This window comes from Actinopolymorpha rutila (assembly GCF_013407855.1).
In the GTDB taxonomy this organism is placed as follows: domain Bacteria; phylum Actinomycetota; class Actinomycetes; order Propionibacteriales; family Actinopolymorphaceae; genus Actinopolymorpha; species Actinopolymorpha rutila.
This window is the reverse complement of the sequence record NZ_JACBZH010000001.1, coordinates 1160230-1185426: the sequence shown is the minus strand read 5'-3', so window position 1 is coordinate 1185426 and position 25197 is coordinate 1160230. Positions and strand designations below refer to the sequence as shown.

Sequence of the window (25197 nt, the reverse complement as noted above, 5' to 3'; positions counted from 1 at the left end):
ATTTACGGCGACCGCCAGGGGCGTCCGTACGAAGCCCACGAGGGCGGCGCCAGGTTTTTGTCCACAGGTGGCGGATCGGGTTGTGCATCGGGTCGCCTTGTGGACAACGGATCTCCTGTCGGCGGTGGCCACTAGACTTCGAACATGCATTCGAAGACGCAGGAACTTCCGGGCTGGGACGGCGACACCGACGCCGAGCAGCGGCTGGAGGCTGCGTTGGTCCAGGTCCGCACCATCCTCGGCGACGCCCTGGCCGCGCCGATGCTCTCGCTTCGCCCAGAGAAGCTCGGCCGTCTGTTCGACCTGTACCAGGTCGACGAGGCGATGATGGACGCGCTGAAACTGGCGATGGTGGCCAGAGCCGAAGCCTGCGACGTCGGTAAGACGACCGGCGCGGCGACCACCCGAGTGTGGCTACGCAACACCCAGCGGATGTCGAGCGGGGACGCCGGTGCGGCGGTGATGCTGGCCAGGGATCTGGACCGCACGGTGACCCTGACCGCGCGGGCTCTTGCCCGTGGGGAGTTGTCGTTTCGGCATGCGCAGGTGATCGCGTTCGCGATCAAGGACCTGCCCGCCTACATCAGCCCCGGCCAACTCCACGAGGCGGAGAATTACCTGATCGAAGAGTCGAAGCGGCGGAACCCCGACGACGTGCGGGTGCTGGGACGGCACCTGCTGCAGGTGCTCGCGCCGGAGGAGTGGGAACGCCGACTGGGAGAGCAGCTGGCCAAGGACGAACGCGCCGCCGAACGCAAACGGTCCCTGAAGTACCTGCCCAACGGCATTCCCGGCTCCGAGACCGTGGTGATCAAGTTGCCGGTGCTGGAGATGGAACAACTCCGCAAGATCATCGAAGGACTCATCGCCTCCGACACCCGCCCCGACCCCGACGAACGGCCTCTGGACCAAAAGCGTGGGGACGCGTTCGCCGAACTGGTCGCCAGGATGGCCGAGTGGGAAGCCTCCCCCAACCGCGGACGCGGCCGAGACTGCGTCACCGTGCTCATCGGACTGCAGCAGCTGATGAACGGCCTCGGGTTCGGCACCATCGACGACCTCAACCCCGTCCGCCCCATGCCCTGCACCTGCCAAACCCCCGACGCCAAACGCCAGGCCCAGCGCAAGGCCCGACAGCAGAACACGAGCACCAGCGACACCGGCGGCACCACGGGCACCAAGGCTGAGGACTCCAAGCCCACGAAGCCCGCCCGCGGCAATGGCACCGGGGACACCGAGCCCAAGAAGTCCGCCCGCAGCGCGGACGCGAACGACACAAAGCGCGAGGCCCGGACTGGTAGCGACGTCGCCGACCCGGATGCGATGCCTGACTCCGGTGGTCCCACCGGCCCGGCCCGTTCTGACGTCCTTCGCCAGACTGACGCCGACACGACGACTGACCAGAACGCTCAATCAGTCAAGGAGAAACGACCACCCGACCCGCACCATCCGGGCGGGGTCACGGACCGGATCCCCGAACCGCGAGAACCCGGGCAACTCCCACAACCGAACACCGCTACCGGATCCGGCCGAAGACCCGAAGCCGATCCGGAAACCGAAGCCGATCCTGAAGTCGAGGAGGGTGCGGCGGGGCCGGAGGCTGCCACCGACCCCCACGACGGCTGCCAGAAGAGCGGCGGTGGCGGGTCGGCCCGGATCCTCGGCCTGCGCGGCGAACCGCTGTCGGTGGCCACGATCCGCAGGATGGCGTGCGACGCCCAACATCATCCCGGTGGTGCTCGGCGGCAACGGGGAGATCCTCGACGTCGGGATGGCCGACCGGTTCTTCACCGAACCCCAACGCCGAGCCCTCGCCATCCGCGACGGAAGCCACTGTCACTTCCCTGGCTGCCAGGTCCCCGAGCGACGCTGCGTCGCCCACCACATGATGGCCTGGGACGACTTCGGCCCGACAGACCTCGCCAACGGCGTGCTGTTGTGCAAGTCGCATCACACGTTCGTCCACCACAAAGGCTGGACAGTGCGGATGGGCGCCCACGGCCACCCCGAGTACATCCCACCGGAGTGGGTGGACCCGCACCAGAAAGTGCAACGACCATGAGGCCGACACTCACGCAACATCGGCACCGACACCGACCTCGGGCATCGGGCGCGGGACCGCCCGGCGGGCCCGCCCGACTGACGGATCGGCTCAGGCTGCGCGAAGAACACCCAGCAGGCGGGCGACCTCGGCTGCCACCGCGTCGCGTCCCGGCGCGAGGTACTTGCGGGTGTCCACAACCTTCGGATTTGCCGCGAGATAGTCGCGCACCGCACCGGTGAACGCCTGGTTCAGCGAGGTGGCGATGTTGACCTTCGTCATCCCAGCCTCCACCGCCCGGGTCAGGTCGGCGTCGGGCACCCCGGACGAGCCGTGCAGCACCAGCGGCACCGGGACCGCCTTGCGGTTGGCGGCGATCAGGTCGAGGTCGAGCGACGCGGTCTTCTCCAGCATCGCGTGCGAGGTGCCCACCGCGATGGCGAGCGCGTCGATCCCGGTGGACTCCACGAAAGCAGCGGCCTGGTTCGGGTCGGTCCGCGCACCTGGCGCGTGCACGCCGTCCTTACCGCCGACCTCGCCGAGCTCGGCCTCCACGAACACCCCGGCCGCGTGGCAGTGTTCGACCACATTCCTTGTGGCCTCGACGTTCTCGTCGTACGGCAGGACCGACGCGTCGTACATCACCGAACCGAAGCCGAGCGCGACTGCCTCGCGCACGAGTTCGGGCCGGGTGGCGTGGTCGAGGTGGACCGCCACCGGCACAGACGCGGTCCGTGCGACCGCGAGCGTGGCCAGCCCGATCGGCTCCAGCGCGCGGTGATACTTCACGGCGTTCTCGCTGATCTGCAGGATCACCGGCGCGCCCGCACGTTCGGCACCGTCAACCAGCGCTTGCGCGTGCTCGAGCTGGATCACGTTGAACGCGCCGACACCGCGGCCGGCGCGCGCCGCGTCGCCTACGATCTGTCCGGTCGACACCAGCGGCATCGCAGATTCTCCTTCGTCAGTGGGAAAACAGCTCGTCGGAGGCCGGCTCGCGCGACACCCAGCTGCCGCGCCGCATCACCGCGGCCGTCCGTAGGTCGTCGTCCAGGACCACCAGGTCGGCGAACAGTCCCGGCGCCAGAGCACCCACGTCGGCCAGACCGAACGTCGCTGCCGGTGTGGTGGCCGCCATCCGCGCCGCGTCGCGCAGGTCGAAGCCGGCCTCGCGGACCGCCAGCCGGAACGCCGCGTCCATGGTCAGAGTGCTGCCCGCAATCGAGTCGCCGTGGACCAACTTCACCAGCCCGTGGTCGACGCGCACGGACTGTCCGCCGAGGTCGTAGATCCCGTCGGGCATCCCGGCGGCGTCCATCGCGTCGGTGACCAGTGACACCCGGCCCGGCCCGGCCGAGCGGGCCGCCACCGCGATCACGCCGGGGTGTACGTGCATGCCGTCGGCGATCAGCTCCACCGTCACCCGCGGGTCCTCCAGCAGGGCACCCACCGGCCCCGGTGCCCGGTGGTGCAGCGGCGGCATGCCGTTGAACAGGTGCGTGGCAACCCGCGCTCCGGCGTCGACGGCGGCGATCACGGTGGCGTAGTCGGCGTCGCTGTGCCCGACCGCGACAACCACACCCGCGTCGGACACCTGACGTACGGCGTCGAGCCCGCCCGGCAGCTCCGGTGCCAAGGTCACCATCGACACCGTGCCCCTGCCCAGGCGGAGCAACCGGTCGAGTTCGGCGGGATCGGCCGGCCGAAGGTACGCCGGGTCGTGCGCACCGCGGCGGATCTCGCTGATCCACGGGCCCTCCAGGTGCATGCCGGCGACCACGCCGTCGAGCACGAGGTCGGACAGCGCGGCGACCTGGCGTTCCAGCTCCTGCGCGGTCGTGGAGATCAGGCTGGCGAACGTCGTGGTCGTGCCGTGCGCCCGGTGGAACGCCGCCACCCGGGCGGTCACCTCCGGGTCGGCCCGGAGGTACGACCCGCCTCCGCCACCGTGCACGTGGGTGTCGACGAAACCGGGTACGACGGTCCGGCCGGACAGGTCCACGTCGACGGGCCGGTCCGGTGTTCCGGTACCGACGGCGACGATCCGCTCGCCGTCCACCTCCACCCAGCCGGGCTCGTGCACCTCCTCCGGTGTCACGACCTTGGCGTTGGCCAGCAGCGTCACGGGCTCCTCCGTCGCGTCAGGGTGGAGTCGGGTTGGAGTCGGGTCGGTTGGTGGAGTCAGGTTGGTGGAGTCAGGTTGGTTGGTCCGGCTCAGCCGGCCGGCATGGTCGGCAGGGTCGGCGTGGCGGGCGGGCTCAGCGTGGCCGGCGTGGTGCGTTCGGCCAGCAGGGCCGCACCCAGACATCCTGCCTGATCACCCAGCGCGGCCCGGACCAGCCTCGGCCGCCGCTGGAACGTCAGCCGCTCCTCCAGTCCGCGCCGCAGCGGGTCGAGCAGGAGGTCCTCGGCCTCGGCCAGGCCGCCGCCGATGATGACGACCTCCGGCCCGAGCAGGGTGACGGCCGTGTGCAGGACCGTCACCAGCGCGGCGACGGCCTCGTCCCAGACAGCCAGGGCGTCGGGGTCGCCGTCGCGGACCCGAAGAGCGACGTCGGCCGCTCCGGACACCGGCGTACCGGTGCGGGCGGTGTAGCGGCGAGCCACGGCGGCTGCCGACGCGACGCGCTCCAGGCACCCTCGGCCGCCGCAGCCGCACGGCTCGCCGTCGGGTTCGACGACGACGTGCCCGACCTCGCCGGCATAGCCTCCGGCCACCAGCGGCCGGCCGTCCACGATGCAGCTGGCGGCGATCCCGGTGCCCAGGGCGACGAACAGTACGTCCTGCGCGCCGGCACCGGCGCCGAGAACACCCTCGGCCAGCCCGCCGCCGCGTACGTCATGGCCGAGCGCGACGGGGATGCCGAGCCGGTCCTGCAGCGTGGCCACGAGGGGTGCGTCCTGCCAGCCGATGTTTGCCGCCACGACGGCAACCCCGCGGGCCTCGTCCACGATGCCGGGCACGACCAGGCCGGCTGCCACCGGCGCGTCCAGTCCGGTCTCGGGTGCCCGCGCGGCCAGCGCCTCCAGCGCGGTGCCGATCTGGTCGACCACGGCGTCCGGCCCGTCGGCGACGGGGGTGGGGAAGCTCATCCGCGCGCGTACCCGGCGATCGGCGTCGACCAGGGCACCCTTCATGGAGGTGCCGCCGACGTCGAGCGCCGCGACGCAGCCGCGCACGGCCGGGCCGGTACGCGGAGCGGAGTCGGTCACGCCTTGCCCGAGTCGCTCGCGGTGTCCAGGACGACCGACCTGGTGAGGTTGCGCGGGCGGTCGGGGTCGAGTCCCTTGCCCGCACCGATCTCCACGGCCAGTCGCTGGATCCGGATCAGCTCCGCCATCGGGTCACGCGCCGGCTCGCAGACCACCAGCGCGCCGAACTTCTCCACCTCGTCCAGCAGACCGTTGGGCGGCGTGCCGAGGAACCACACCACCGACGAGCCGTCGGTGATGCTCATCGGACCGTGGCGGTACTCCATCGCGGGGTAGGCCTCGGTCCACGACAAGGATGCCTCGCGCATCTTCAGGGCGGCCTCGTTGGCCAGCCCGATCGTCCAGCCGGTGCCAAGGTAGGTGAACTGCCGGCGTTCGGTCGCGCCGACCGGGAGCGGCTCGGTCACCGTGGTCTCGGCGTCGGCGATCGCGCCGGTGAGGTCGGCGCCGAGGTGGGTGCGCAGGAGGGCGAGTACGGAGGTGGCGAACCGGGTCTGGACGACCGACCGCTCGTCGGCGAAGTCGAGGACGACGGTCTCGTCGGAGCGCTCCATCACCGGGGTGTTCGGGTCCGCGGTCAGGGAGACCGTGGGCACCCGGCCGTGCAGCCGGGTCAGTGCGGCGAGCACCTCGGTCGTGGTGCCCGAACGCGTGATCGTGACCACCCGGTCGTAGCGCCGGTCGGCGGGCAGCTCGGTGGCGGTGAACGCGTCGGTCTCACCCTGGCCCGAGCCTTCCCGCAGGCTGGCGTACGCCTGGGCCATGAACCACGACGTGCCGCAGCCGAGCACGGCGACCCGCTCGCCCGGGCGGGGCAGCACCGCCGCGGCGGACTCGGCGAGCGCGACGGCACGCCGCCAGCACCCGGGTTGGCTGGCGATCTCCTCGGTCACGAATTCCATGCCTGGTCCCTTCCGCGAAATCGGCTGCCCGCAGCATAGGGCATGGAACGCCCATTTGTGCATGCTTTCAGCCATAAATGAGCACTCCCGTGCAAGATCACCGACGCGGGAGTCCTGCGGGTCCTGCTCGGGGCGATTGTTCCCGGATGTGCGTTCAAGCACCAGCCTTGCAACCTCCGGGCACTCTATGATCGGTTCTCCTACCACACGCGCAGCTTCGAACAGCCCCGAAGCAGCCACCGAAGAGCCGGTCCCGAACAGAGGCGATGCCCATGAACCGCTACGAGCGGCTCAACGCGATTCTCGAGCTCGTCGCCGAACGCGGCCGGATCGACGTCGAGACCCTTGCCGACGAACTCGGCGTCTCCACCGCCACCATCCGGCGCGACCTCGACCACCTCGCCCAGCAGCAGTTCCTCACCCGTACCCGGGGCGGAGCGGTCGCGCACAGCGTCGCCTACGACCTCCCTCTGCGCTACAAAACCGCCCGCCAGGCCACCGAGAAGCAGCGGATCGGGCAGGCCGCGGCCGACCTCGTGGCGGTAGGCATGGTGATCGGCATCAACGGCGGCACCACCGCCACCGAGGTGGCCCGCGCCATCGCCACCCGCACCGACCTGCGGTCACCGAACGAGGGACGCCGGGCGATCACCATCGTCACCAACGCCGTCAACATCGCCAACGAGCTCACCGTCCGCCCGCACGTCAAGATCGTCGTCACCGGCGGCGTCGCCCGGCCACAGTCGTACGAACTCGCCGGCCCGCTGGCCACCCACATCCTGGAGGGCGTGAGCCTCGACCTCGCCATCCTCGGCGCGGACGCGGTCGACCCGCTGTACGGCGCGAGCGCACACCACGAGGGCGAGGCGGACATCAACAAGCTGATGGCCTCGCGCGCCCGGCGGGTGGTCGTGGTCGCCGACAGCTCCAAGATCGGCGGTCAGGCGTTCGCCCGGATCCGGCGCCCGGACGAGATCGACATGCTGATCACCGACGTCGGCGTGGGCGACGACGCGGTGGCGAAGTTCGAGGAGTCCGGCGTCCAGGTGATGCGCGTCTGAGACTGGCCAGACGGGGTCCGAGACCGGCGGTGAGCGGTCCGCGTGAGGTCTGGGAAAGTCGGGCCATGCGCATCCTGCACATCTCCGACCTGCACGTCGAGCCCGCGCCGGAAGAACGCCTGCCCGGGCTGATGGCCTCCCTCGACCGCGACCGGGACCCGCTGCGGCGCGTCGGCGCCGAGCTGATGATCGTCTCCGGCGACCTGACCACCTACGGCAGCTCCCGGCCAGAGCACCTCGCCCTCGCCCGGGAATGGCTGGACTCCCTGGACGTCCCGTACCTCACCGTGCCCGGCAACCACGATCTCGGGCCGAGCCCGGACCGCGGCGAGCGCAGTCCCGTGCAGGAGGCGTACGAGGACGTGCCGTACGCACAGACTGGGTACGGCCGCACCTTCCGCACCGACCCGCTGGAGGTACGCGACCTGGGCGAGCTGCGGGTCGTCGGCGTCGGGGTGCGCGAGGACGACCCCGACGGCGTACTCCCCCGGCTGGCGGAGACGCTCGCCGCCGACACCCGGCCGGTGATCCTGGTCGGCCACTACCCGCTCGTACCGACCCGGGACCCCAAGCCACACGAGGAGTTCGGGTCGGAGGCGTTCGTGCCGCACACCGGCGCGGCGCTGCTCGACCTGGTCCGCCGGCACCAGAACGTCCGCCTGTACGCGTGCGGCCACGTGCACGTCACGTCCGTACGACAGCTCGCGCCGCACTGCACCCAGGTGACCGCGGGCTCGCTCGGCCAGGGCGCGAGCACCTACCGCGTCTACGACGTGGACCCGGCCGGACTCACCTACGCCACGGCGCTGGGTGCGGGGCCGCTGGGGTTCTGGCACACCATGGACCCCAACCTTTCCGGGGAGTTCTCCCTCGGCACCGGCGCCGAACGCTCCGGCCGCCTTGCCTGGTGAAGCCGTCTCATCTGGTGACGTCTGGGGGGAAACCTTGTTGTCTGTTGCGCCGGCACCGCGTACGGTCGGGCGTACACGAGGAAGGAGGTGGTCCAACGCATGCATAGCTTTGGGACTCGTGAGGTGGCTGTCCGCTAGCCGCTGTCCCCTTAGTAAGGACTGACTGCCGATCACCGGCTCGTCCTGAGGGTGCCCGCGCCAACGCGTGTGTGTGCACCGGATGGCGGTCGGCGAATTTCAGGGCAGCCACCCGACCCGCGGGCGCTGGAACCAGTCCCTCCAGCACAAAAAGCCCGCGGGTCGTCCCATGCCCGGAATCATTCGGGCCGCGTCAGGCGCTCAGGGCGCCAGCCGCTCCACGATCCATCGCTCTCCCGTACGTTCCGTACCTTCCGTACGCCGATACCGAATCCGGTCGTGCATCCGGCCATGCCGGCCCTGCCAGAACTCCACCACCTCGGGGCGTACGCGATATCCGCCCCAGAAGTCCGGAATCGGCACGTCCTCGGTGACGGCGAACCGCTCGGCCGTCTCGGCGTACGCCCGGTCCAGGCTCTCCCGGTCGGCGACCACCTGGGACTGCGGGCTCGCCCACGCGCCCAGCCTGCTCTCCAGCGGCCGGCTGGCGAAGTACGCGGCCGACTCCTCCCGGGTCACCCGACCGGCCGAGCCGGTAACCCGGACCTGGCGTTCCATCGCGTGCCAGGGAAAGACCAGCGCGGCGTTCGGGTGGGCGTCCAGGTCGGCGGCCTTGGCCGAGCCGTAGTTGGTGTAGAAGACGAAGCCGCGCTCGTCGAGGCCCTTGAGGAGTACGGTCCGCGCCGACGGGAGGCCGTCCACGCCGACGGTGGCGACCACCATCGCGTTCGGCTCGGGCACCCCCTCGGCCAGCGCGTCGGCCAACCAGGTGTGGAACAGCACGAGCGGATCGCCGGGGATCTCGCTCTCCACGAGTTCAGCGCGTCCGTAACGACGACGCAGCTCGGCCAGCCGGGCAGCCGACGGCAGCTGCGGTGACTGTGCACTCCGGTGCGCTGCACCTTCGAACGAGGCCGGTTCGCTACCGAACGGCGGCTCCGAACCGAACGGCGGCTCCGCGCCCAGGGGCGGCTCGGGCCGGAACGGCGGCTCATCACCGGCGGACCGCGGACCGCGGCGCGTTCCACCCGTTTCGTCGTGTGCGTCCATGAGTCCCGAGGCTAGTCCGCTGCCGGGAACCGACCCAGGGACGCCACGCGCGATCCACGCGTCCAGGGACTCGGCCAGTCGCTGCGCGAGTTGGACGACCACGATCCGGCGGAGGTCCTCCTGGCCGTACCACCGGCGCCCGCCGGACCGGCGGGACGGGGAGACCAGCGCGCGTTCCTCGTAGTACCGCAAGGTCGACGTGGCGACACCGCACCGGCGGGCCGCCTCGCCGATCGGAACCGGAAGCCGGGGTGTGTCCATGTCCGATATTGACTTCAAGCGCGCTTGAAGTGCAACGGTGGACACCATGAGCGAGCACACTCGTGGGGCGCCGCGTTCCTGGCTGCTGGACAAGCCGCTGACCGGATTCGCGTTGCCCACCGGCCGCATCGGGTCGCTGCAGGGCTGGCTGATGGGCCGGCTGAACGGCGACGAGCAGAGCGAGGCGAGCACCCTGCTCGCCGCCCGCCCCGGCGAGCACGTCCTGGAGGTCGGGTTCGGGCCCGGGGTTCTGGTGGAGCGGACCCTGGCCGCGGGCGCCCGCCTCACCGGTGTCGACCCCTCGCCGCAGATGGCTGCCCAGGCGCGTCGTCGCAACGCCGCCGCTGTCGACGCCGGCCTGGCCGATCTGCGGGTAGGTACGGCCGAACACACCGGCATGCCCGACGGCACCCTCGACGCGGTCGTCTCGGTGAACAACGTGCCGATGTGGTCCGACCTGGACGCCGGGATGCGGGAGCTGCGACGGGTACTGCGGCCTGGCGGCCGGGCCGTGGTCGCCTGGCACGGTGGCAGCCGGCCGAGGTTCGTCGCCCGCCGGATCCTGCTGCCCGACGACGTACTCGACCGGATCCTGGCGAGCATGCGGACGGCGTTCGGGGCAGCCGAGCTGCACCGGGGCGACCGCCTGGTGGCGTGGCTGGCCCACCGCGCCCCGTCGGAGCCCGGCTAGCCGTACCAACCAGCCATGGCCGGGCGCCGCCGGCCGCGACCGCCCGGCTGACACAATGGCGGGAGCCGGACACAGACGTCTGGGTGACCCGTTTGTCCCGCTCCCCGCCCGTCCGCAGAGGTGGCACCGTGGCTGACGCCCTCGATCCCGCACGCATCACCATCCCGTCCGACCGGCTGCCCGGCGACGGCCGGTTCGGCTCCGGCCCGTCGAAGGTCCGCCCCGAGGCGCTGGCCACCCTCGCCGGTCCGGCCGCCTCGTTGCTCGGCACGTCCCACCGGCAAGCGCCGGTCCGCAAGCTCGTCCGGCGGGTACGCGAGGGCATCGCCGCGCTGTTCGAGCTTCCCGACGGCTACGAGGTCGTACTGGGCAACGGCGGCAGCACGGCGTTCTGGGACATCGCGGCACACAACCTCGTCCGCGACCGGGCGCAGCACCTGTCGTTCGGTGAGTTCTCCGCGAAGTTCGCGTCGGTGACCGACGGGGCGCCGTTCCTGGGCAAGCCCACGGTCGTCCGTGCGGAGCCGGGCACGCTCGCCTCCCCCACGGCCGAGGCCGGGATCGACGCGTACGCCTGGCCGCACAACGAGACCTCCACCGGGGTGATGGCACCGGTGCGCCGCGTGCCCGGCGCCGACGACGACGCGCTGGTCCTCGTCGACGCCACCTCCGGCGCGGGCGGCCTACCGGTCGACATCAACGAGGCCGACGTCTACTACTTCGCGCCGCAGAAGTGCTTCGCCTCCGACGGCGGGCTGTGGCTCGCGGTGATGTCGCCGCGAGCGCTGGCCCGGGTGGACGAGATCGCCGCGACCGGCCGGTACGTCCCGACGTTCCTCGACCTGCCGACCGCGATCGACAACTCGCGCAAGGACCAGACGTACAACACCCCCGCCATCGCCACACTCGTGCTGCTCGCGGAGCAGCTGGACTGGCTGCTGGGCCTCGGCGGGCTGGCCGGTGCGGTCGACCGTACGACCGACTCCTCGAGCCGGCTCTACACCTGGGCGGAGAAGTCGGAGTACGCCACACCGTTCGTGGTCGACCCGAACGCCCGGTCGCTGGTCGTCGGCACCATCGACTTCGACGACGCGGTGGACGCCTCGGCGGTGGCGAAGGTGCTCCGGGCCAACGGTGTCGTGGACGTCGAGCCCTACCGCAAACTCGGCCGCAACCAGCTGCGGGTGGCGATGTTCCCGGCGGTCGAGCCCTCCGACGTGGAGGCGCTGACCGGCTGCGTCGACTACGTGGTGGAGCAACTCCGCGCCGGCTGAGCGGCGCGGCTTGTCGGGCACTGGCCCGTCGGGATCACGGCCCTTCGGAGTCGCGGTCCTCGTCGCGGTACAGCGGTCGGCGACGCCGCCCCCGACCGGGTTCGTCCCCCCTCTGCGGCGGGCTTGCGGCCGGCTCGTCGGGCCAGTCGTTCTCGGCGGGCGGCCGGGCCGCGGGTGGCCGGGCACGTCGACCGGCCGAACCGCCCGATCCCGACGGGTGGGGCGAACCAGGCGGGCCAGACGAGCGCGGCGGCCCGGAGGACCGCGGCCGGTCGGCCGGGCGGGGTGGCGGTACGTCGTTCCCGCGCTCTCGCCGCCAGTCCTCGTCCTCCCACGGAAGCGGAGTGTCGTCCTGCCCTGCGTACTGGGCCGACTGCTGGGCCGAATGCTGAGCTGACCGCGGGTCCGGATGCTCAGCTGACCACGGGTCCGGCCCGTCGGCACGTCGCCGCCTGCTCTGGTCCTCGGGCGGCTCCGCCGGCCAGATCGGTCCCCGGCCCACGTCGCCGTATCCCGCCGCCTGTACCGACCCGGGCGGGCGGGCGTACGCCTGCGTCCGCGGCTCCGAACCCGGATCGGCCGTCGGCAGGCTGGCCGGTACCGGCGGGCGGCGCGACCCTCGGTCCGGAGCCGGTCGCCGTCGCCGGCGCGAGGCGGGGTACGCCGCGAGCCCGGACAGCAGCGCGGCCGCGATCACCAGGAGCAGGATCCAGCGCGGCAGACCGCTCAGCAGGGAGCCGTCACTGCCGGTGGACGTGGGCGCCTGCGCGGTCGGGGTCGGACTGGGCGACGGGGTCGCGTTCTGACCTCGGCGCGAGGGAACGGGCGCGGCCGCGGCGAACGGCATCTCGTACACCGCCGAGTTGGCGCCCTCGCTGCCCAGGAACAACTGCTTCCCGTCGGCGCCGACGGCGAGGGACTCGCCCTGCCGCTGCGGCCGGCTCAGCGAGATCGTGCGTTCGGGCTTGCCGCCGGGCCAGCGCAGCACGCGCACGTCGGCGTACGTCCGCAGCACGATCGCCGAGCCGTCCGGAAGGAACGCACCGTCGGTGACCATCGGTGGAGCGTCGGCGACCTTGGTGAGGTTGGCGGTGGTCCCGGCGACGAGGGTGGACGGTGCCGCGTAGATCGCGCCGCCGTTGGCGTCCTTGGTCACGACGTAGACCCGGGCGGTACGCGGGTCGACCAGCAGCGCCTCCGCGTCGTGCGCGCCGTCGGGGTACCTGAACCGGAAGCGGCTCCACTCCACCGGCTGGTCGACCGGCGAGTCCGGCTCGCGGAAGCGGTAGACCGTGATCCGGTCACGAACGCGCGTGTTGTCCCCGATGTCCCCCACCCAGATGCGCCGGTCCGGGCCGGGCGCGATGGCCTCCCAGTCGACGTTCTCCGCGGTCCGGAGCGAGATCGTGCCGGCCACCTGCCCGCGCGGGTCGAGCAGGAAGACCCGAGGGGCGTCGCCGGAGTCGTTGTGGGTGTAGAAGTAGCCGCGGTGCACCGCGCTCGCCGCGAGGCCGCTGGACTCGGTGATCCGGGAGTCGCCGATGCTGAACAGCCTGCGTTCCTTGGCCGGATCCGCCGGGGCGGCGTACGACGGGGTCGCGTGCGCCGGAACCACCACCGCGCCGAGCAGCAGCGCAGCGAACGCCGCGGCGAGGCGGCGGGGCACCGGCCGGCCCGCCTGGCGGAGTCGGTCCGGCCGGTGACCGTCGAGTGCGGGATGCGCCCTCACGTCCGTCGTACCTCCAGCAGGTCGTGCTCGGAAGCGACGAACTCCATCACATCAACCTGGTGGCCCACAAGTCTTCGGAACGTGGCGGTCAGACCGTCGGTGCGCACTACCGTCTGCCTTTCACGAAGGGTTCGGGGGCGGGCCCGGAGCGCATGCACCCGGCCCGGCATCGCGCCATTGTCGACCATCTCCCCCGGCCCGTGATCCGGACCCATGGGGACGCCACGGAAGCCGCGTCCGGTATTCACCGCCCGCCGACCTGTCCGCGGTCGGTGATCGGGCCGTAGGGTTGGTGATCGCTCATCAAGCCCGCCGGAGGAACGATCGGATGCAGATCCTCACCAGACCCCTCGAGGCCCTGTTCACCATGGTGGTCGCGGGGTTGCTGTGGGTGCTCACCGCCGTTCCGTTGGTGACCCTCGGTCCGGGCACGGCCGGTCTCGCCGCGGTGATGATGGAGTGGGGCGAGGACGGGCCGCCGGCGGTGTGGTCGACGTTCTGGGGCGGCTTCCGGAGTCATCTGCGGCAGAGCCTGGGCCTGGGGTTCGGAGCCGCCGTCGCCGGGGCGTTGCTGACGATCGACCTGCTGTACGGCCTGCGGGCCACCGACGCGCCGCTGCGGGCCGTGGTCATGGTCGCCGCGATCGTCGGGATCCTCGCCGTCGGCGGCACCCTGGTCTTCCTGTTCCCGGTGATGATCACCTATCCCGCGCCATGGAGGCGGGTGCTGCGCAACAGCGCGTTGTTCGCGGCGGCGCATCCGTTGACGACGCTGCTCAGCCTGTTCCTGTTGCTGCTGGCGGCGTTGCTGGTGATCACCGTGCCCGCGGTGGTGCCGGCGATCGCGGGTTTCTTCACCTGGGTGATCAGCCGCCTGGTCCGGCGGGTGTTCCGCCGCTTCGCGGCTCGTCAGGACGCGGTCGCCCGCGGGTCCGAACGCACCGGACCGGTCGCGGCAGGCTAGTCACGGCCGGCTGGTCACAACCGGGCTAGGCGCGGGGGCGGCGTGCCCGGTCGGCGGCCGGTCGACAGAGGATGGGGTGTGACCCAGACGCGCAATTCCCCCACCGGGACCGATCAGCACACCCCGCCGGCCCAGCTCGCCGCGGGCATCGCGATCACGTTCGCGATCGGTGTCCTCCTCGCCTGCCAGTCGCGGGTGAACGGCCAGCTCGGCTCGGAACTCCATGACGGGATCGTGGCCGCCACCTGGTCGTTCGGTTCCGGACTCGTCGTACTGGTGATCATCGCCGCGCTGGTCCCGGGCATGCGGTCCGGGCTGCGCTCGGTGGTGGCCGCCGTGCGCGCCGGGCGGGAGGCGCGGGATGGCCGTGCCACCGCGCCCGAGTCCCAATGGGCGTTGCGGCCGTGGCAGGTGCTCGGCGGCGTCTGCGGCGCGTACCTCGTGGTCACCCAGTCCGCGACCGTCGGCCTGGTCGGCGTGGCCGTGTTCACCGTGGCGGTGGTCGCCGGGCAGGCCGGCAGCAGCCTGGTCGTCGACCGGCTCGGGCTGGGTCCGGGGGGCCGTCAGCCGGTGACGACGCGACGGATGGTCGGCGCGATGCTGGCGCTCGGCGCGGTCGTACTCACCGTCGCCCACCAGTTGGGTACGCCGTCGACCGCGGCGCTGGCGATCCTGCCCGCGCTGGCCGGGGTGGGCACCGCGTGGCAGCAGGCGGTGAACGGCCGGGTGGCGCGGGCCGCCGCCGGTCCGCCCTCCGGCTCGCAACTGTCCGGCTCGAAGCCCACGGGCACCAACGGCAACGGCCTGCACGCCGCGCTGGTGGCCGCGCTGACCAACTTCGGTGTCGGTACGGCCGCACTGCTGGTCGCCGCCGCGGTGGACGTCGGGTTGCGCGGGATGCCGACCGCGTGGCCCACCAACCCGGTGCTGTACGTCGGCGGGTTGTTCGGGATCGTGTTCATCAGCCTGGCGGCGTACGTCGTGAAGATCACCGGCGTACTCCTGCTCGGCCTGACCTCGGTGGCCGGACAGCTCGTCGGCGCGCTGGTTCTGGACGCGGCGTTGCCCACGAGCTCGGCGCACCTGACCGTCACCACCATCACCGGGACCCTGCTCACCCTGGTGGCGGTGGGCATCGCCGCCGTGCCGGCTCGCAGGCGCACCCCCGCGACCAGCAGCTGACCCGCGCCGCGACGGGCTACGCGGACGGACGAGCCAGGAGACCCTAGGTAGGCGTCCCGGCCGGCGCGACCGGGCGCCGGGAGGTCGTCGTCGGCGACGCCTCCGGGGACGTTTCCGGGGACGCGGCAAGCTCACACAGGTCCGCGACCGGGAGACCCACCGCGTCCGCCAGCGCGACCACGGTGAAGAACGCGGGGGTGGGGATCCGCCCGGTCTCGATCTTGCGGAGGGTCTCCACCGAGACCCCGGCCCTGGCGGCGACGTCGACCATGCTGCGGGAGCCACGCGCGTGTCGCAGAGACGCGCCGAGGCGCAGACCGCGCTCGCGCTCCTCGGGGCTCAACGGCTGGCGTACCACAGGCGTGATACTAATACCGGTATTCCTATTGGCCAAGGAGTGGTCCCACCATGGTCGAACTCAAGACCGCGAACGAGATCGCCGCGATGCGGGCCGCCGGCCGGGTCGTCGCAAAGGCGCTGGCTGCCTGCGCGCAGGCTGCCGTGCCCGGCGTCCCCCTCCGCGACCTGGACGAGGTGGCCCGGGGCGTGCTCGCCGCGGCCGGCGCGCGTTCGTCGTTCCTCGACTACCACCCGCACTTCGCGCCCACGCCCTTCCCTGCCGTCCTGATCACCTCGGTGAACGACGTGATCGTGCACGGGATCCCGGACGACTACCGCCTCGCCGACGGCGACCTGCTGAGCATCGACTTCGGCGCCGAGCTCGACGGCTTCCACGGCGACGCGGCCACCAGCCTGGTGGTGGGGGCGGCCGCCGATCCCGCCGACGAGAAGCTGATCGAGACCGCCCGGGCCGCCCTGGACGCGGGCATCGCCGCCGCCACGCCCGGCAACCGGATCGGCGACGTCTCCCACGCCATCGGGCGGATCGGCCGGGACGCCGGGTACGGCATTCCCGCCGACTTCGGCGGGCACGGGATCGGCCGGCAGATGCACGAGCCGCCGTCAGTTCCGAACGAGGGCCGGCCCGGACGCGGCTTTCCCCTGCGGCCCGGCCTGGTGATCGCGATCGAGCCGATGTTCATCTCCGGCGGCCACGACGGCTACCACGCCGCACGGGACGGCTGGGCGCTGTGCACCGACGACCGCAGCCGGGCCGCGCACGTGGAGCACAGCGTGGCGATCACCGAGGACGGCCCGGTTGTGCTCACCCTGCCCTGACCGCTGCGCTCCTCGACCCAGCCGACCCAGCCGGCCCAGCCGACTCAGCCCACCGTGACGTCGATGGTGTGGTAGCCGCTGGCGCCGTTCGGCGCGGGCGGGGCGACCGCCGCGGTCTGCACCTGCCCGGTGCCGTCGAACGCCCGCACCTGCAGCCGGTGCGTACCCTTCGGCGCCTGCCAGGTCCAGGTCCACTGCCGCCAGGAGTCCTTCGTCGGCTGCCCGGCCAGCCGCGCGACCTGCCATGCCCCGCCGCCGGCCCGGACCTCGACCCGGGACACGCCGCGGTGCTGGGCCCAGGCCACCCCCGCGACGGTCACCGTTCCCGCCGGCACGTTCGCGCCGGACGCGGGTACGTCGATCCGGGAGGCGGTCTTGATCGGTCCCTGAGCCGACCAGCCGCGGGTCGTCCAGTACGCCTGGAACCGGTCGAACGTCGTCACCTCGATGTCGACCACCCACTTGGTGGCCGAGACGTAGCCGTACAGGCCGGGCACCACCATCCGCACCGGGAAGCCGTGCTCCAGCGGCAGCGGCGCGCCGTTCATGCCGAACGCCAGCATCGCCGACCGGCCGTCGGTGAGCGCCGACAACGGCGTGCCACACGTCCAGCCGTCCGCCGACGTCGACTTCACCGCGTCCGCACCCGGACGGACGCGGGCCTCCTTCAGCAGGTCGTCGAGGAGTACGCCGGTCCACAGGGCGTTGCCGGCGAGGTCCCCGCCGACCTCGTTGCTCACGCAGGTGAGCGTCACCCAGCGGTGCACGATCCGCCGGCTGCGCAGGTCGGCGACGGTGAGGTCCAGCGGACGGTCGACCATGCCGTGGATCCGCAGCCGCCAGGTCGCCGGGTCGACCACGGGCACCGACAGCGCGGTGTCGATGCGGTAGAAGACGTCGTTCGCGGTACGCCACGGAGTCAGGTCGCGGATGTGCAGATCGGCCCCGGCGGGTACGGCTGTGGTGGGCGGACGCGGCACCGGGAACGACGCCCGCGCGTCGGCCACCGCCCCTCGCCGGCGCAGCAGCAGGGAGCCCGCACCGGCCGCGACCAGGGAACCGGCGACGACCAGCCCCCCACGCAGCAACAGGTCCCGCCGACCCGGCGCGTGTGCTGCCACCGAACCCGCGCCCGGCTCGCCCCGTACCCCTTCGGCTCTCCCCGCCTCGGCCCGCTCCGCGGTTCGTTCGACGGCACGCAACGCCCAGGCGAGGACGCCGCCGGCCGTGAGCGCGGCGAGCACCGACGGAACGACCGCGGCCGTTCCCGCGTCCGGGCGACTGGCCGCGGCCAGCACGCCGACCAGGCCGAGCACACCGAAGACCAGCCAGCCCAGTGGGCGGCGCCAACCTCCGGCCAGGCCGGCCAGCGCACCGAGTGCCACGACGAGCACCACGATGCCGGTGACGAGTACGGGCTTGTCGGCGGTGCCGAGTGTCCGGATACCGAACTCGCGGACGGACGCCGGGATCACGTCGATGAACGCCGCACCCACCGCCACCACGGGCACGGACCTGGGCTCGGCGATCAGGCCGGCCGCGAGCTGGGCGAGGGCCAGGCCCGCGCCGGCCGCCACGACACCCGCGCCCGCCGCCCACGCGCGAAAGCCGGGCCGGGAGTTCGTCATCCCCATCCTCGAATCCTCACCCCGCCCGCCCTGTCTGGCCAGCGCGGGGTGAGGTCCGGAGTGGAAGAGTTCGGATTCCGTGACCCTCGGAGCAGAACCACCGGAGCGGTTCGGGGCGTCACGGCTCAGCCCCGGCTGACCGCCGCCACGACGACGATCGCCACCAGGAGCAGGAGCACGCCGGGGATCACCAGCCGCCGGTACCGAGGATGCACGTCTGGGAGGCTACCTCTCCGCGCTCTTGGGGTCGGCCCCGCCGGTGAGCGGCCAGTCGGCGACGGTCTCGTACCGCGAGTGCCGGCCCTCGCCCTGACCGAGGTGGGAGGCCACGAGTTCGAGCCGGTCGGCGATCCACTCCGGACCCGCGTAGTCGGCCAGCGCGGCTGTCACCTCCCGTACGTCGGCCGGCTCACGCAGCCGGGCGAGGGTCAGATGGGGCCTGAACCGCCCCTCACGTACGTCCAGTCCGCAGCGGCGGGCGGCTGCCGACACCGAACCCGCCAGCTCCCGCAACGGGCGCAGGTCACCGTCGATCCCGGCCCACAGGACCCGGGCCCGGCGGACCGAGCCGAAGCCCCCGCCACCGGCGACCCGAAGCCGCAGCGGCGGGCACCGTCCGGCGGCCCGCCCCAGGCGGCGATGGAGGTCGGTGCGGGCGGAGTCGGGCACCTCACCCAGGAAGGCCAGGGTGAGGTGCCACTGCGCCCGCAGCGACCAGCGGTAGTTGTCGGCCGGCCCGTCCGACGCCAACCGCTCGCGCACCAGGGCGAGCTCGCCGGCCAGGTCGTCGAGCACCGCGGCCGGTGGGACCACCGCGACGAACAACCGCATCAGCTCACCGCACGAACTACGTGGACTACATGAACCGCCAGGACTACAGAGCCGAGGACCGTCCGGCCTCGCCGTGCCGGGACTGGCGCGCCGAGACCCGCGTCCGCCCCGGCCGTACGGCCTGTGGGGTCGGGCCCGAGCAACGGGTGGTGGCGATCGAACTCCATGCCGGCACTCTCTCACCGACCAGCGCCGGGGTGCGGCGCACCGCCGGTTGGGCCGGTACGCCCGAGCTGCGCCGGTCCTGGCCGGATACATGTCCGGACCGGCTCCCCCGCCGAGCACTGTCGTCGTGGCGCGCGTTCTGGCCGGCGTCCGGCGTACTGCCCTCGCCGCGCAGATCGTCCCGGCCGTCCGGTCCGCTCGACCCGGTGCGTACGCCCACAGGCTCGGCCTCCACCGGCCCGGACTCCACCGGCTCGGCGTCGATCGGGCGTTCCTGGGTGACCACCTCTTCCTTGGCGCTCCCCGCCGGCCCGGCGGCGTCGGCCGGCAACCCGGCGGCACCGGTCGCCTCAGGCCGGTCCTGGGTCCACCAGATGTGCAGGTGCGGCCGCGGACGCAGGTGCGCCCGCATCACCAGTCCCTGCCGGTGGGTCAGGATCAGCGCGGCGCCAAGGGTGCCGAACAGGCTGATCAGACCACCGCCGATGAGAGTCCACCGGGCGCCGAAGGTCTGGCCGACCCAGCCCACGATCGGCGCGCCGAACGGGGTGCTGCCGATGAACACCATGCTGTAGAGGGAGATCACCCGACCACGCATCTCCGGGCTGACCGACAGCTGCATCATCGCGTTCGCGGAGGTGATCATGGTCAGCTGCGCGAACCCGAGGAACGGCAGCATGAGGGCGAAGGTGAGGTAGGTCGGCGCCAGGCCGTTCAGCGCCTCCAGGATCCCGAAGATCACCGCGGCGACGAGAACGATGCGCAACCGCGGCCGTCCGGTGCGGGCGGCGCGCAGGGCGCCGATCACGGCACCGACCGCGACGATCGAGCCGAGAACGCCGTACTCGCCGGCACCCTTGCCGAACACTTCGGTGGCCATCAGGGCGCTGGTCATCTGGAAGTTGAGGCCGAAGCAGCCGACGAAGAAGACGACCCACAACACGAGCATCAGGTCGGGCCGCCCGCGTACGTAGCGAACGCCGTCGCGCAGCATGCCGGGCCTGCGCGGGACGTGTGGGGCCGAGTTGAGCTCCGACGAACGCATCCGGGCCAGGGCGAAGACGGTCGCACTGTAGGTGATCGCGTTGATCAGGATCACCCAGCCGGTGCCGACCAGGACGATGAGGAAACCGGCCACCGCGGGACCGATGACCCGGGCGCCGTTGAACGACGCGGAGTTCAGGCCGACGGCGTTGGCCAGGTCGTCCTTGCCCACCATCTCCACGACGAACGACTGCCGCGCGGGGTTGTCGACCGCGCTGGCGACGCCGAACAGGAACGCGATGAGGTAGACGTGCCACACGGTGACGACGCCGGTGAGGTCCAGCAGTGCCAGCGCGGCGGCGGTGACGCCCATCGCGACCTGGGTGCACTGCAGCACCTTGCGCTTGGAGAAGCGGTCGGCGATGAGTCCGCCGAAGGGCGCGACCAGCAGGAACGGAAGGAACTGCAGACCGGTGGTGATGCCGAGGGCGGTGCCGCTGTTGTGGGTGAGCTCGAGCACGAGCCAGTCCTGGGCGACCCGCTGCAGCCAGGTGCCGATGTTGGAGACTGCCGAGCCGGCTGCGTAGAGACGGTAGTTGCGGTTCCGGAGGGATCGGAACGTCTCGATCACGCTGCGGCCAGCCTTTCCAAGATCGGCGCCGCCTGGCGCAGGATCTCTCTCTCGTCGGGGGACAGTTCGCGCAGACGACGGGCGAGCCACGCGTCGCGTCGCTTGCGGTCGTCGGCGAGGATGCGTCGTCCTTCGTCGGCCAGCCGGACCACCACCTGGCGCCCGTCGGTGGGGTGCGCCTCACGCACCGCGAGACCGAGGGCTTCCAGCGAGCTCACCGTGCGGGTGGTCGACGGGGGCCGCACCTTTTCCAAGGCAGCGATCTCACCGATCGTCAACGCGCCGTGACGGTTGACGGTGGACATCACACCGAGCTGGTTCGCCGTGAGCTGGTGGTCGGCGGCGCGCTGGTTGCGCAGCCGACGGGACAACCGCATCACCGATATACGCAACACACTTGCGAGGCCCGCGTCAGACTTCACGGGCAAGGTTGATGACGGCATGAAAGTTAGCGTACCTCATTACCTTTGCTAACGACCACCCGACGCCGATCATTCCCGCATTGCAGATAAGGGATTCCGCCCTGGGCAAGCGCTCTCCCAGCGTGGATGTGGTTGCGTTCCCACATTGTGGACGGAAGCGCCGTGACCGCTTTGTGCAGGGATGATCAGGTGACGGAGAAGCCGCCGTCGACGAAGATCGCCTGCCCCGTGACGTAGTCCGCGGCGTCACTGGCGAGGAACACCGAGACTCCCGCGAAGTCGCCGGGCTCGCCGTTGCGGCCGACCATCGTCCGGGCGGCCAGTGCGTGTTCGCGCTCGGGGTCGTTCATCACGGCCTCGGTGAGCGGAGTGCGGACGAAGCCCGGAACGATCGCGTTGCACCGCACCCCCTGCGCCGACCAGGCCTCCGCCTGGGACCGGGTGAGGGCGAGCACTCCGGCCTTGGACACGCCGTACCCACCGCTGTTGCCGAACGCCCGGATCGACTGCTGCGATCCGACGTTGATGATCCGGCCCCACCCCCTGGCGGCCATCGCCGGGCCGAACCGCTGGCCGAGCAGGAACGCAGCGTCGAGGTTGACCGCCAGCGTGCGGTCCCAGTCGGCCGGGGTGAGCTCGGTCAGCGGCGGGCGGAGGTTGACTCCGGCCGCGTGCACCACGATGTCGGGCTCCCCGAACACCGCAACCGCCTCGTCGGCGGCCCGGAACACCTCGGCACGGACTCCGAGGTCGGCCTGCACGTGCGCGGCCTGGCAACCGGCCCGGCGCAGGGCCGCCACCGTCTCCAGCAGTGGGGGCTCGCGCCGGGCGACCAGCACTACGTCGGCACCGGCCCTGGCCAGGGCCGTGGCGATCGCGGCTCCGATCCCGGAACTTCCACCGGTGACCAGCGCCACCCGACCGTGCAGCGAGAACAGACCTTCCACGTAACCCGGCATGGGCACAGTGTCCCGTAAGCTCCCGGTTCGCGCTGGACCGGACCTGGGTTGTCCGGCCCAGGCTCCGGCGCGGACCTCAGGAGACGCCGAGCACCTGCTTGATCGGGTCGATCGCGAAGTAGACGACGAACAGCAGCGCGACCACCCACAGCAGCGGGTGGATCTCCCGCGCCTTGCCGCGGGCGGCGCGCAACACGACGTACGACACGAAGCCCGCACCGATGCCGACGCTGATCGAGTACGTGAACGGCATCAGCACGATGGTGAGGAACGCCGGGATCGCGATGTCGTACTTGTCCCAGGAGATCTCGGTGACCTGGGTCATCATCAAGAACCCGACGACGACCAGAGCCGGCGTGGCCGCCTCGTACGGAATGATCTCGACGATCGGCGCGAAGGCCGTGGCGAGCAGGAAGCACACACCGGTGACGACGCTGGCCAGCCCGGTACGCGCGCCCTCACCGACGCCGGCCGCGGACTCGATGTAGGACGTGGCCGACGACACCGACGCGGCACCTCCGGCGGCCGCGGCCACCGAGTCGACCACGAGGATCCGCTGGGAGTTCGGGGGTACGCCGTCCTTGTCGAGCAGCCCCGCCTCGGAGCCGATCGCGGTCATCGTGCCCATCGTGTCGAAGAAGTCGGCGACCATCAGGGTGAAGATGAGCAGGACCGCGGCCACGATGCCGATGCGCTCGAACGACCCGAGCAGGCTGAACTTGCCGAGCAGGCCGAAGTCGGGCACCTGGATCCAGTGGTCGGGCAGCCGCGGGACGTTCAGGCCCCAGCCCCTGGGGTTGGTCGCGTAACCGGGCCCGGCGGCGCCGACCTTCGCGATCGCCTCGATCACGATTGCCAGCACGGTGGCGCCGAGGATGCCGTACAGGATGGCGCCGCGCACCTTGCGGACCACCATGATCGTGATCGCCAGCAGGCCCACCACGAACACCAGCACGGGCCAGCCGCCGAGGGAGCCGTCGATGCCGAACTGCACCGGCACCGGAGGCGCGGCGGTACGCCGTACCAGGCCGGCGTCGACGAAGCCGATCAGCGCGATGAAGAGCCCGATGCCGACGCTGATCGCGGTCTTGAGTTCGCGGGGCACGGCGTGGAACACCGCCTTGCGGAAGCCGGTGAGCACCAGCACCAGGATGACCAGGCCCTCGAGCACGATGAGCCCCATCGCGTCCGCCCAGGTCATCGAGGACGCGACGCCGAACGCGAGGAAGGCGTTCAGGCCGAGGCCGGTCGCCAGCGCCAGCGGGTAGTTGGCGACCAGGCCCATCAGGATCGTGACCACCCCCGCGACCAGTGCGGTCGCGGCCGCCACCATCGCGATGTTCGGCGAGGTGCCGCCGCCGAGGAACTGCCCGCTCGCGTCCTTGACGGTGCCGATGATCAGTGGGTTCAGCGCGATGATGTACGCCATCGCGAAGAACGTCACCAGCCCGCCGCGGACCTCCCGGCCGACCGTCGAGCCGCGCTCGCTGATCCGGAAGAAGCGATCGATCCCGTTCGTCGAACCGCTGTCGCCTCTGTCGCCTCTGCCGCCTCTGCCGCCTCTGTCACCCTTGTCACCCTTGTCAGTGGAGACCGTGTCGGATGCCGCATCGGCCATCGAAGGCACCTTTCTTGCGATGAGGGCAGCCTGCGCCCGCGCGGCGCGCGCCCTGGGGATCCGGCGGCAGCATGCCAGACGCCGACCCTTCGGCCGACGCGCAGGTGCCCCCAACCACGGATGATGTCCTACGCATGCAACACCCGGGTTACGCTCGGCGTGTGAACCCGGACGAACCTACCCCGGACGAAACAGCCACGGACGAGTCCGGCCGGCCCGCCCGCGGGCGACTGCTCGCCAGCGAGGTGCACCCGCTCGACGTCGACGGCGTGCGCACGGTCTCCGTCGGCATCCTGGTCTGGACGGTCGCCCTGCTGGGCCTGCTGCCGTTCGCGTCCCGGCTGCGCGGAGCCGGCATGGACTGGTGGCTGTGGACGTGCGTCACCGGGATCGTGCTGGGGCTGGTCGGACTGGCGTACTGCCGGTATCGCCGCGACCGGATGGCGCAGGACTCGCAGGGGCAGCAGCCCCGGCCGGCTCAGCGGCCGGAGCGGCGGGGCTGATACTCCAGGTCGTCGTAGCCCAGGGTGTCGAGCACGTGCGACGCCATCCCGATCGGCTCGGCCGACGCGGGGGTGGGCGCCTGGATCTCGGAGTGCGCACCGCAGCCGTGGTCGAACGCCACCACCTGGGCATCGCTGGGAGAGAACTCGTTGGTGCACACCCCGAAGACCGTGCCCAGCGGCCCGGACAGCGGGACCAGGAACGCGCACGTGGAGCAGGCCGCCGGGGCCGCCTGCGCGATCGGGTCCTCCGGTCCCTGCGGTCCGGCGTACCAGCGGTCGGCGGCGTCGTCGCGTCCTTCCACCGACAGCACCCGGACCCGGCCGAGGCCGACTTCCTGGTTGAGGACGCGGAGCGAGTCGGCGGCCTCGGAGTCGTCCGGGCCGAGGTAACCGGGCACCAGGCGGAAGTCGCCCGGCGCCGTCGGCAGAATGTCTCCCGGGCCCAGGTCACCGGCCTGCACCCGCTGCGACCACGGGACCCAGGCGGGCGCGGTGATCGCTTCCGGACCGGGGATGAGTACGACCTCATCGACGGTCGCGACCTTGGCCCGGGCCGCCCGGGCCACGCAGACCGCCCAGCGCCAGCCGACGTAGCCGCGATGATCGGCGGCGAAGTAGTGGGTGACGACCCGCTCGCCCTCGGCCTCGCAGCCGAGGTAGGAGCCGACCTCGCCTCCTTCCGCGACCTCGCGGGCGGCGGCTCGCGCCAACTCCACGGCACCCGCGCACACGGCGTCGATCCGTGCGGTCCGGGAAAGTCGACGGGTGGTGGTACTCACGACAGCGATTCTTGCACGCTCCCCCTTGGTCCTCGCCGGGTGCCGCGTCCCCGCCGGAAACAGCCCTTCCGGGTCCGC

The 25197-nt window shown here is 71.8% G+C and carries 23 protein-coding genes and 1 pseudogene; 10 read left to right on the top strand and 14 right to left on the bottom strand.

The annotated features are described in order from the left end of the window. Positions 1–144: 144 nt before the first annotated feature. Together F4554_RS33955 and F4554_RS05230 are read left to right on the top strand one after the other, a co-directional pair. Positions 145–945, top strand: a pseudogene (locus tag F4554_RS33955) (DUF222 domain-containing protein); the annotation flags it as partial. 790 nt (positions 946–1735) lie between these two features. After that, positions 1736–2062: an HNH endonuclease gene (locus F4554_RS05230; RefSeq protein ID WP_179785435.1), complete on the top strand. Its 327-nt coding sequence runs from the start codon at positions 1736–1738 to the stop codon at positions 2060–2062. Positions 2063–2152: 90 nt separating this feature from the next. Here F4554_RS05230 and F4554_RS05225 read toward each other — a convergent pair whose 3' ends face one another. From F4554_RS05225 to F4554_RS05210, 4 genes are all read right to left on the bottom strand, one after another. After that, the gene (locus F4554_RS05225; RefSeq protein ID WP_179786321.1) at positions 2153–2989 is read right to left on the bottom strand and encodes a class II fructose-bisphosphate aldolase; all 837 of its coding nucleotides are present in this window, start codon (positions 2987–2989) and stop codon (positions 2153–2155) included. Between the two features lie 16 nt (positions 2990–3005). Next, entirely contained in the window at positions 3006–4166 is a 1161-nt protein-coding gene (gene nagA / locus F4554_RS05220) for an N-acetylglucosamine-6-phosphate deacetylase (protein ID WP_337795885.1), read from the bottom strand. Between the two features lie 89 nt (positions 4167–4255). Further along, complete coding sequence (locus tag F4554_RS05215; RefSeq protein ID WP_337795884.1) at positions 4256–5254, bottom strand: ROK family protein; 999 nt, start codon at positions 5252–5254, stop codon at positions 4256–4258. Further along, on the bottom strand, positions 5251–6156 hold the full coding sequence (locus F4554_RS05210) for an SIS domain-containing protein (RefSeq protein WP_179786319.1): 906 nt from the start codon (positions 6154–6156) through the stop codon (positions 5251–5253). Before F4554_RS05210 ends, F4554_RS05215 begins: the two co-directional genes overlap by 4 nt. A 272-nt stretch (positions 6157–6428) precedes the next feature. Here F4554_RS05210 and F4554_RS05205 point away from each other — a divergent pair, with 272 nt between their 5' ends. Together F4554_RS05205 and F4554_RS05200 are read left to right on the top strand one after the other, a co-directional pair. Next, positions 6429–7217, top strand: coding sequence for a DeoR/GlpR family DNA-binding transcription regulator (locus F4554_RS05205; RefSeq protein WP_179786318.1), 789 nt, complete (start codon positions 6429–6431; stop codon positions 7215–7217). 65 nt (positions 7218–7282) lie between these two features. Beyond that, positions 7283–8128, top strand: a complete 846-nt coding sequence (locus tag F4554_RS05200; protein WP_179786317.1) for a metallophosphoesterase family protein — start codon at positions 7283–7285, stop codon at positions 8126–8128. A 339-nt stretch (positions 8129–8467) separates the two neighbouring features. Here F4554_RS05200 and pdxH read toward each other — a convergent pair whose 3' ends face one another. After that, complete coding sequence (gene pdxH / locus F4554_RS33480) at positions 8468–9577, bottom strand: pyridoxamine 5'-phosphate oxidase (protein WP_179786316.1); 1110 nt, start codon at positions 9575–9577, stop codon at positions 8468–8470. A gap of 46 nt (positions 9578–9623) precedes the next feature. Between pdxH and F4554_RS05190 the strand changes: the two genes are divergently transcribed. Together F4554_RS05190 and serC are read left to right on the top strand one after the other, a co-directional pair. Next, positions 9624–10268: a class I SAM-dependent methyltransferase gene (locus F4554_RS05190; RefSeq protein WP_179786315.1), complete on the top strand. Its 645-nt coding sequence runs from the start codon at positions 9624–9626 to the stop codon at positions 10266–10268. 128 nt (positions 10269–10396) lie between these two features. After that, positions 10397–11542 (top strand): phosphoserine transaminase, encoded by a 1146-nt coding sequence (serC, locus tag F4554_RS05185; protein WP_179786314.1) that lies wholly within the window; start codon positions 10397–10399, stop codon positions 11540–11542. Between the two features lie 34 nt (positions 11543–11576). Here serC and F4554_RS05180 read toward each other — a convergent pair whose 3' ends face one another. Then, entirely contained in the window at positions 11577–13271 is a 1695-nt protein-coding gene (locus tag F4554_RS05180) for a hypothetical protein (RefSeq protein WP_179786313.1), read from the bottom strand. 328 nt (positions 13272–13599) lie between these two features. On the opposite strand from F4554_RS05180, the gene F4554_RS05175 reads away from it, so the two are divergent. Both F4554_RS05175 and F4554_RS33475 read left to right on the top strand, forming a co-directional pair. Continuing rightward, complete coding sequence (locus F4554_RS05175) at positions 13600–14235, top strand: YesL family protein (RefSeq protein ID WP_179786312.1); 636 nt, start codon at positions 13600–13602, stop codon at positions 14233–14235. Between the two features lie 78 nt (positions 14236–14313). Further along, positions 14314–15417, top strand: coding sequence for a DMT family transporter (locus tag F4554_RS33475; protein WP_337795883.1), 1104 nt, complete (start codon positions 14314–14316; stop codon positions 15415–15417). 43 nt (positions 15418–15460) lie between these two features. Here the strand turns inward: F4554_RS33475 and F4554_RS05165 are convergent, their stop codons facing one another. Then, a complete protein-coding gene (locus tag F4554_RS05165; RefSeq protein ID WP_179786311.1) occupies positions 15461–15775 on the bottom strand; it encodes a helix-turn-helix domain-containing protein in 315 nt (104 codons plus the stop codon). Between the two features lie 50 nt (positions 15776–15825). Between F4554_RS05165 and map the strand changes: the two genes are divergently transcribed. Continuing rightward, on the top strand, positions 15826–16596 hold the full coding sequence (gene map, locus F4554_RS05160; protein WP_179786310.1) for a type I methionyl aminopeptidase: 771 nt from the start codon (positions 15826–15828) through the stop codon (positions 16594–16596). Between the two features lie 44 nt (positions 16597–16640). Here the strand turns inward: map and F4554_RS05155 are convergent, their stop codons facing one another. From F4554_RS05155 to F4554_RS05130, 6 genes are all read right to left on the bottom strand, one after another. After that, positions 16641–18230, bottom strand: coding sequence for a molybdopterin-dependent oxidoreductase (locus tag F4554_RS05155; RefSeq protein WP_238341224.1), 1590 nt, complete (start codon positions 18228–18230; stop codon positions 16641–16643). Positions 18231–18449: 219 nt separating this feature from the next. Beyond that, complete coding sequence (gene thpR, locus F4554_RS05150) at positions 18450–19055, bottom strand: RNA 2',3'-cyclic phosphodiesterase (RefSeq protein ID WP_179786309.1); 606 nt, start codon at positions 19053–19055, stop codon at positions 18450–18452. Between the two features lie 43 nt (positions 19056–19098). Next, entirely contained in the window at positions 19099–20835 is a 1737-nt protein-coding gene (locus F4554_RS05145; RefSeq protein WP_337795882.1) for an MFS transporter, read from the bottom strand. Continuing rightward, positions 20832–21278 (bottom strand): MarR family winged helix-turn-helix transcriptional regulator, encoded by a 447-nt coding sequence (locus F4554_RS05140; RefSeq protein ID WP_202889154.1) that lies wholly within the window; start codon positions 21276–21278, stop codon positions 20832–20834. The genes F4554_RS05145 and F4554_RS05140 overlap by 4 nt, the downstream gene beginning before the upstream one ends. Positions 21279–21442: 164 nt before the next feature. Further along, positions 21443–22216 (bottom strand): SDR family NAD(P)-dependent oxidoreductase, encoded by a 774-nt coding sequence (locus F4554_RS05135; RefSeq protein ID WP_179786308.1) that lies wholly within the window; start codon positions 22214–22216, stop codon positions 21443–21445. 76 nt (positions 22217–22292) lie between these two features. Then, positions 22293–23834 (bottom strand): NCS2 family permease, encoded by a 1542-nt coding sequence (locus F4554_RS05130; protein WP_179786307.1) that lies wholly within the window; start codon positions 23832–23834, stop codon positions 22293–22295. Positions 23835–23995: 161 nt separating this feature from the next. Here F4554_RS05130 and F4554_RS05125 point away from each other — a divergent pair, with 161 nt between their 5' ends. Further along, positions 23996–24337, top strand: coding sequence for a DUF2530 domain-containing protein (locus tag F4554_RS05125; RefSeq protein WP_337795881.1), 342 nt, complete (start codon positions 23996–23998; stop codon positions 24335–24337). Here F4554_RS05125 and F4554_RS05120 read toward each other — a convergent pair. Beyond that, entirely contained in the window at positions 24313–25119 is an 807-nt protein-coding gene (locus tag F4554_RS05120) for a DUF3027 domain-containing protein (protein ID WP_179786305.1), read from the bottom strand. The two genes, F4554_RS05125 and F4554_RS05120, sit on opposite strands and share 25 nt — an antisense overlap. Positions 25120–25197 lie beyond the last annotated feature (78 nt).

Excerpts from the sequence above, each read along its gene's own strand:
- F4554_RS05225 (WP_179786321.1), bottom strand. The coding sequence starts at position 2,989 with ATGCCGCTGGTGTCGACCGGACAGATCGTAGGCGACGCGGCGCGCGCC.
- F4554_RS05210 (WP_179786319.1), bottom strand. The coding sequence starts at position 6,156 with ATGGAATTCGTGACCGAGGAGATCGCCAGCCAACCCGGGTGCTGGCGG.
- F4554_RS05205 (WP_179786318.1), top strand. The coding sequence starts at position 6,429 with ATGAACCGCTACGAGCGGCTCAACGCGATTCTCGAGCTCGTCGCCGAA.
- F4554_RS05200 (WP_179786317.1), top strand. The coding sequence starts at position 7,283 with ATGCGCATCCTGCACATCTCCGACCTGCACGTCGAGCCCGCGCCGGAA.
- pdxH (WP_179786316.1), bottom strand. The coding sequence starts at position 9,577 with ATGGACACACCCCGGCTTCCGGTTCCGATCGGCGAGGCGGCCCGCCGG.
- F4554_RS05190 (WP_179786315.1), top strand. The coding sequence starts at position 9,624 with ATGAGCGAGCACACTCGTGGGGCGCCGCGTTCCTGGCTGCTGGACAAG.
- F4554_RS05175 (WP_179786312.1), top strand. The coding sequence starts at position 13,600 with ATGCAGATCCTCACCAGACCCCTCGAGGCCCTGTTCACCATGGTGGTC.
- map (WP_179786310.1), top strand. The coding sequence starts at position 15,826 with ATGGTCGAACTCAAGACCGCGAACGAGATCGCCGCGATGCGGGCCGCC.
- F4554_RS05155 (WP_238341224.1), bottom strand. The coding sequence starts at position 18,230 with ATGGGGATGACGAACTCCCGGCCCGGCTTTCGCGCGTGGGCGGCGGGC.
- thpR (WP_179786309.1), bottom strand. The coding sequence starts at position 19,055 with ATGCGGTTGTTCGTCGCGGTGGTCCCACCGGCCGCGGTGCTCGACGAC.
- F4554_RS05140 (WP_202889154.1), bottom strand. The coding sequence starts at position 21,278 with ATGCCGTCATCAACCTTGCCCGTGAAGTCTGACGCGGGCCTCGCAAGT.
- F4554_RS05135 (WP_179786308.1), bottom strand. The coding sequence starts at position 22,216 with ATGCCGGGTTACGTGGAAGGTCTGTTCTCGCTGCACGGTCGGGTGGCG.
- F4554_RS05130 (WP_179786307.1), bottom strand. The coding sequence starts at position 23,834 with ATGGCCGATGCGGCATCCGACACGGTCTCCACTGACAAGGGTGACAAG.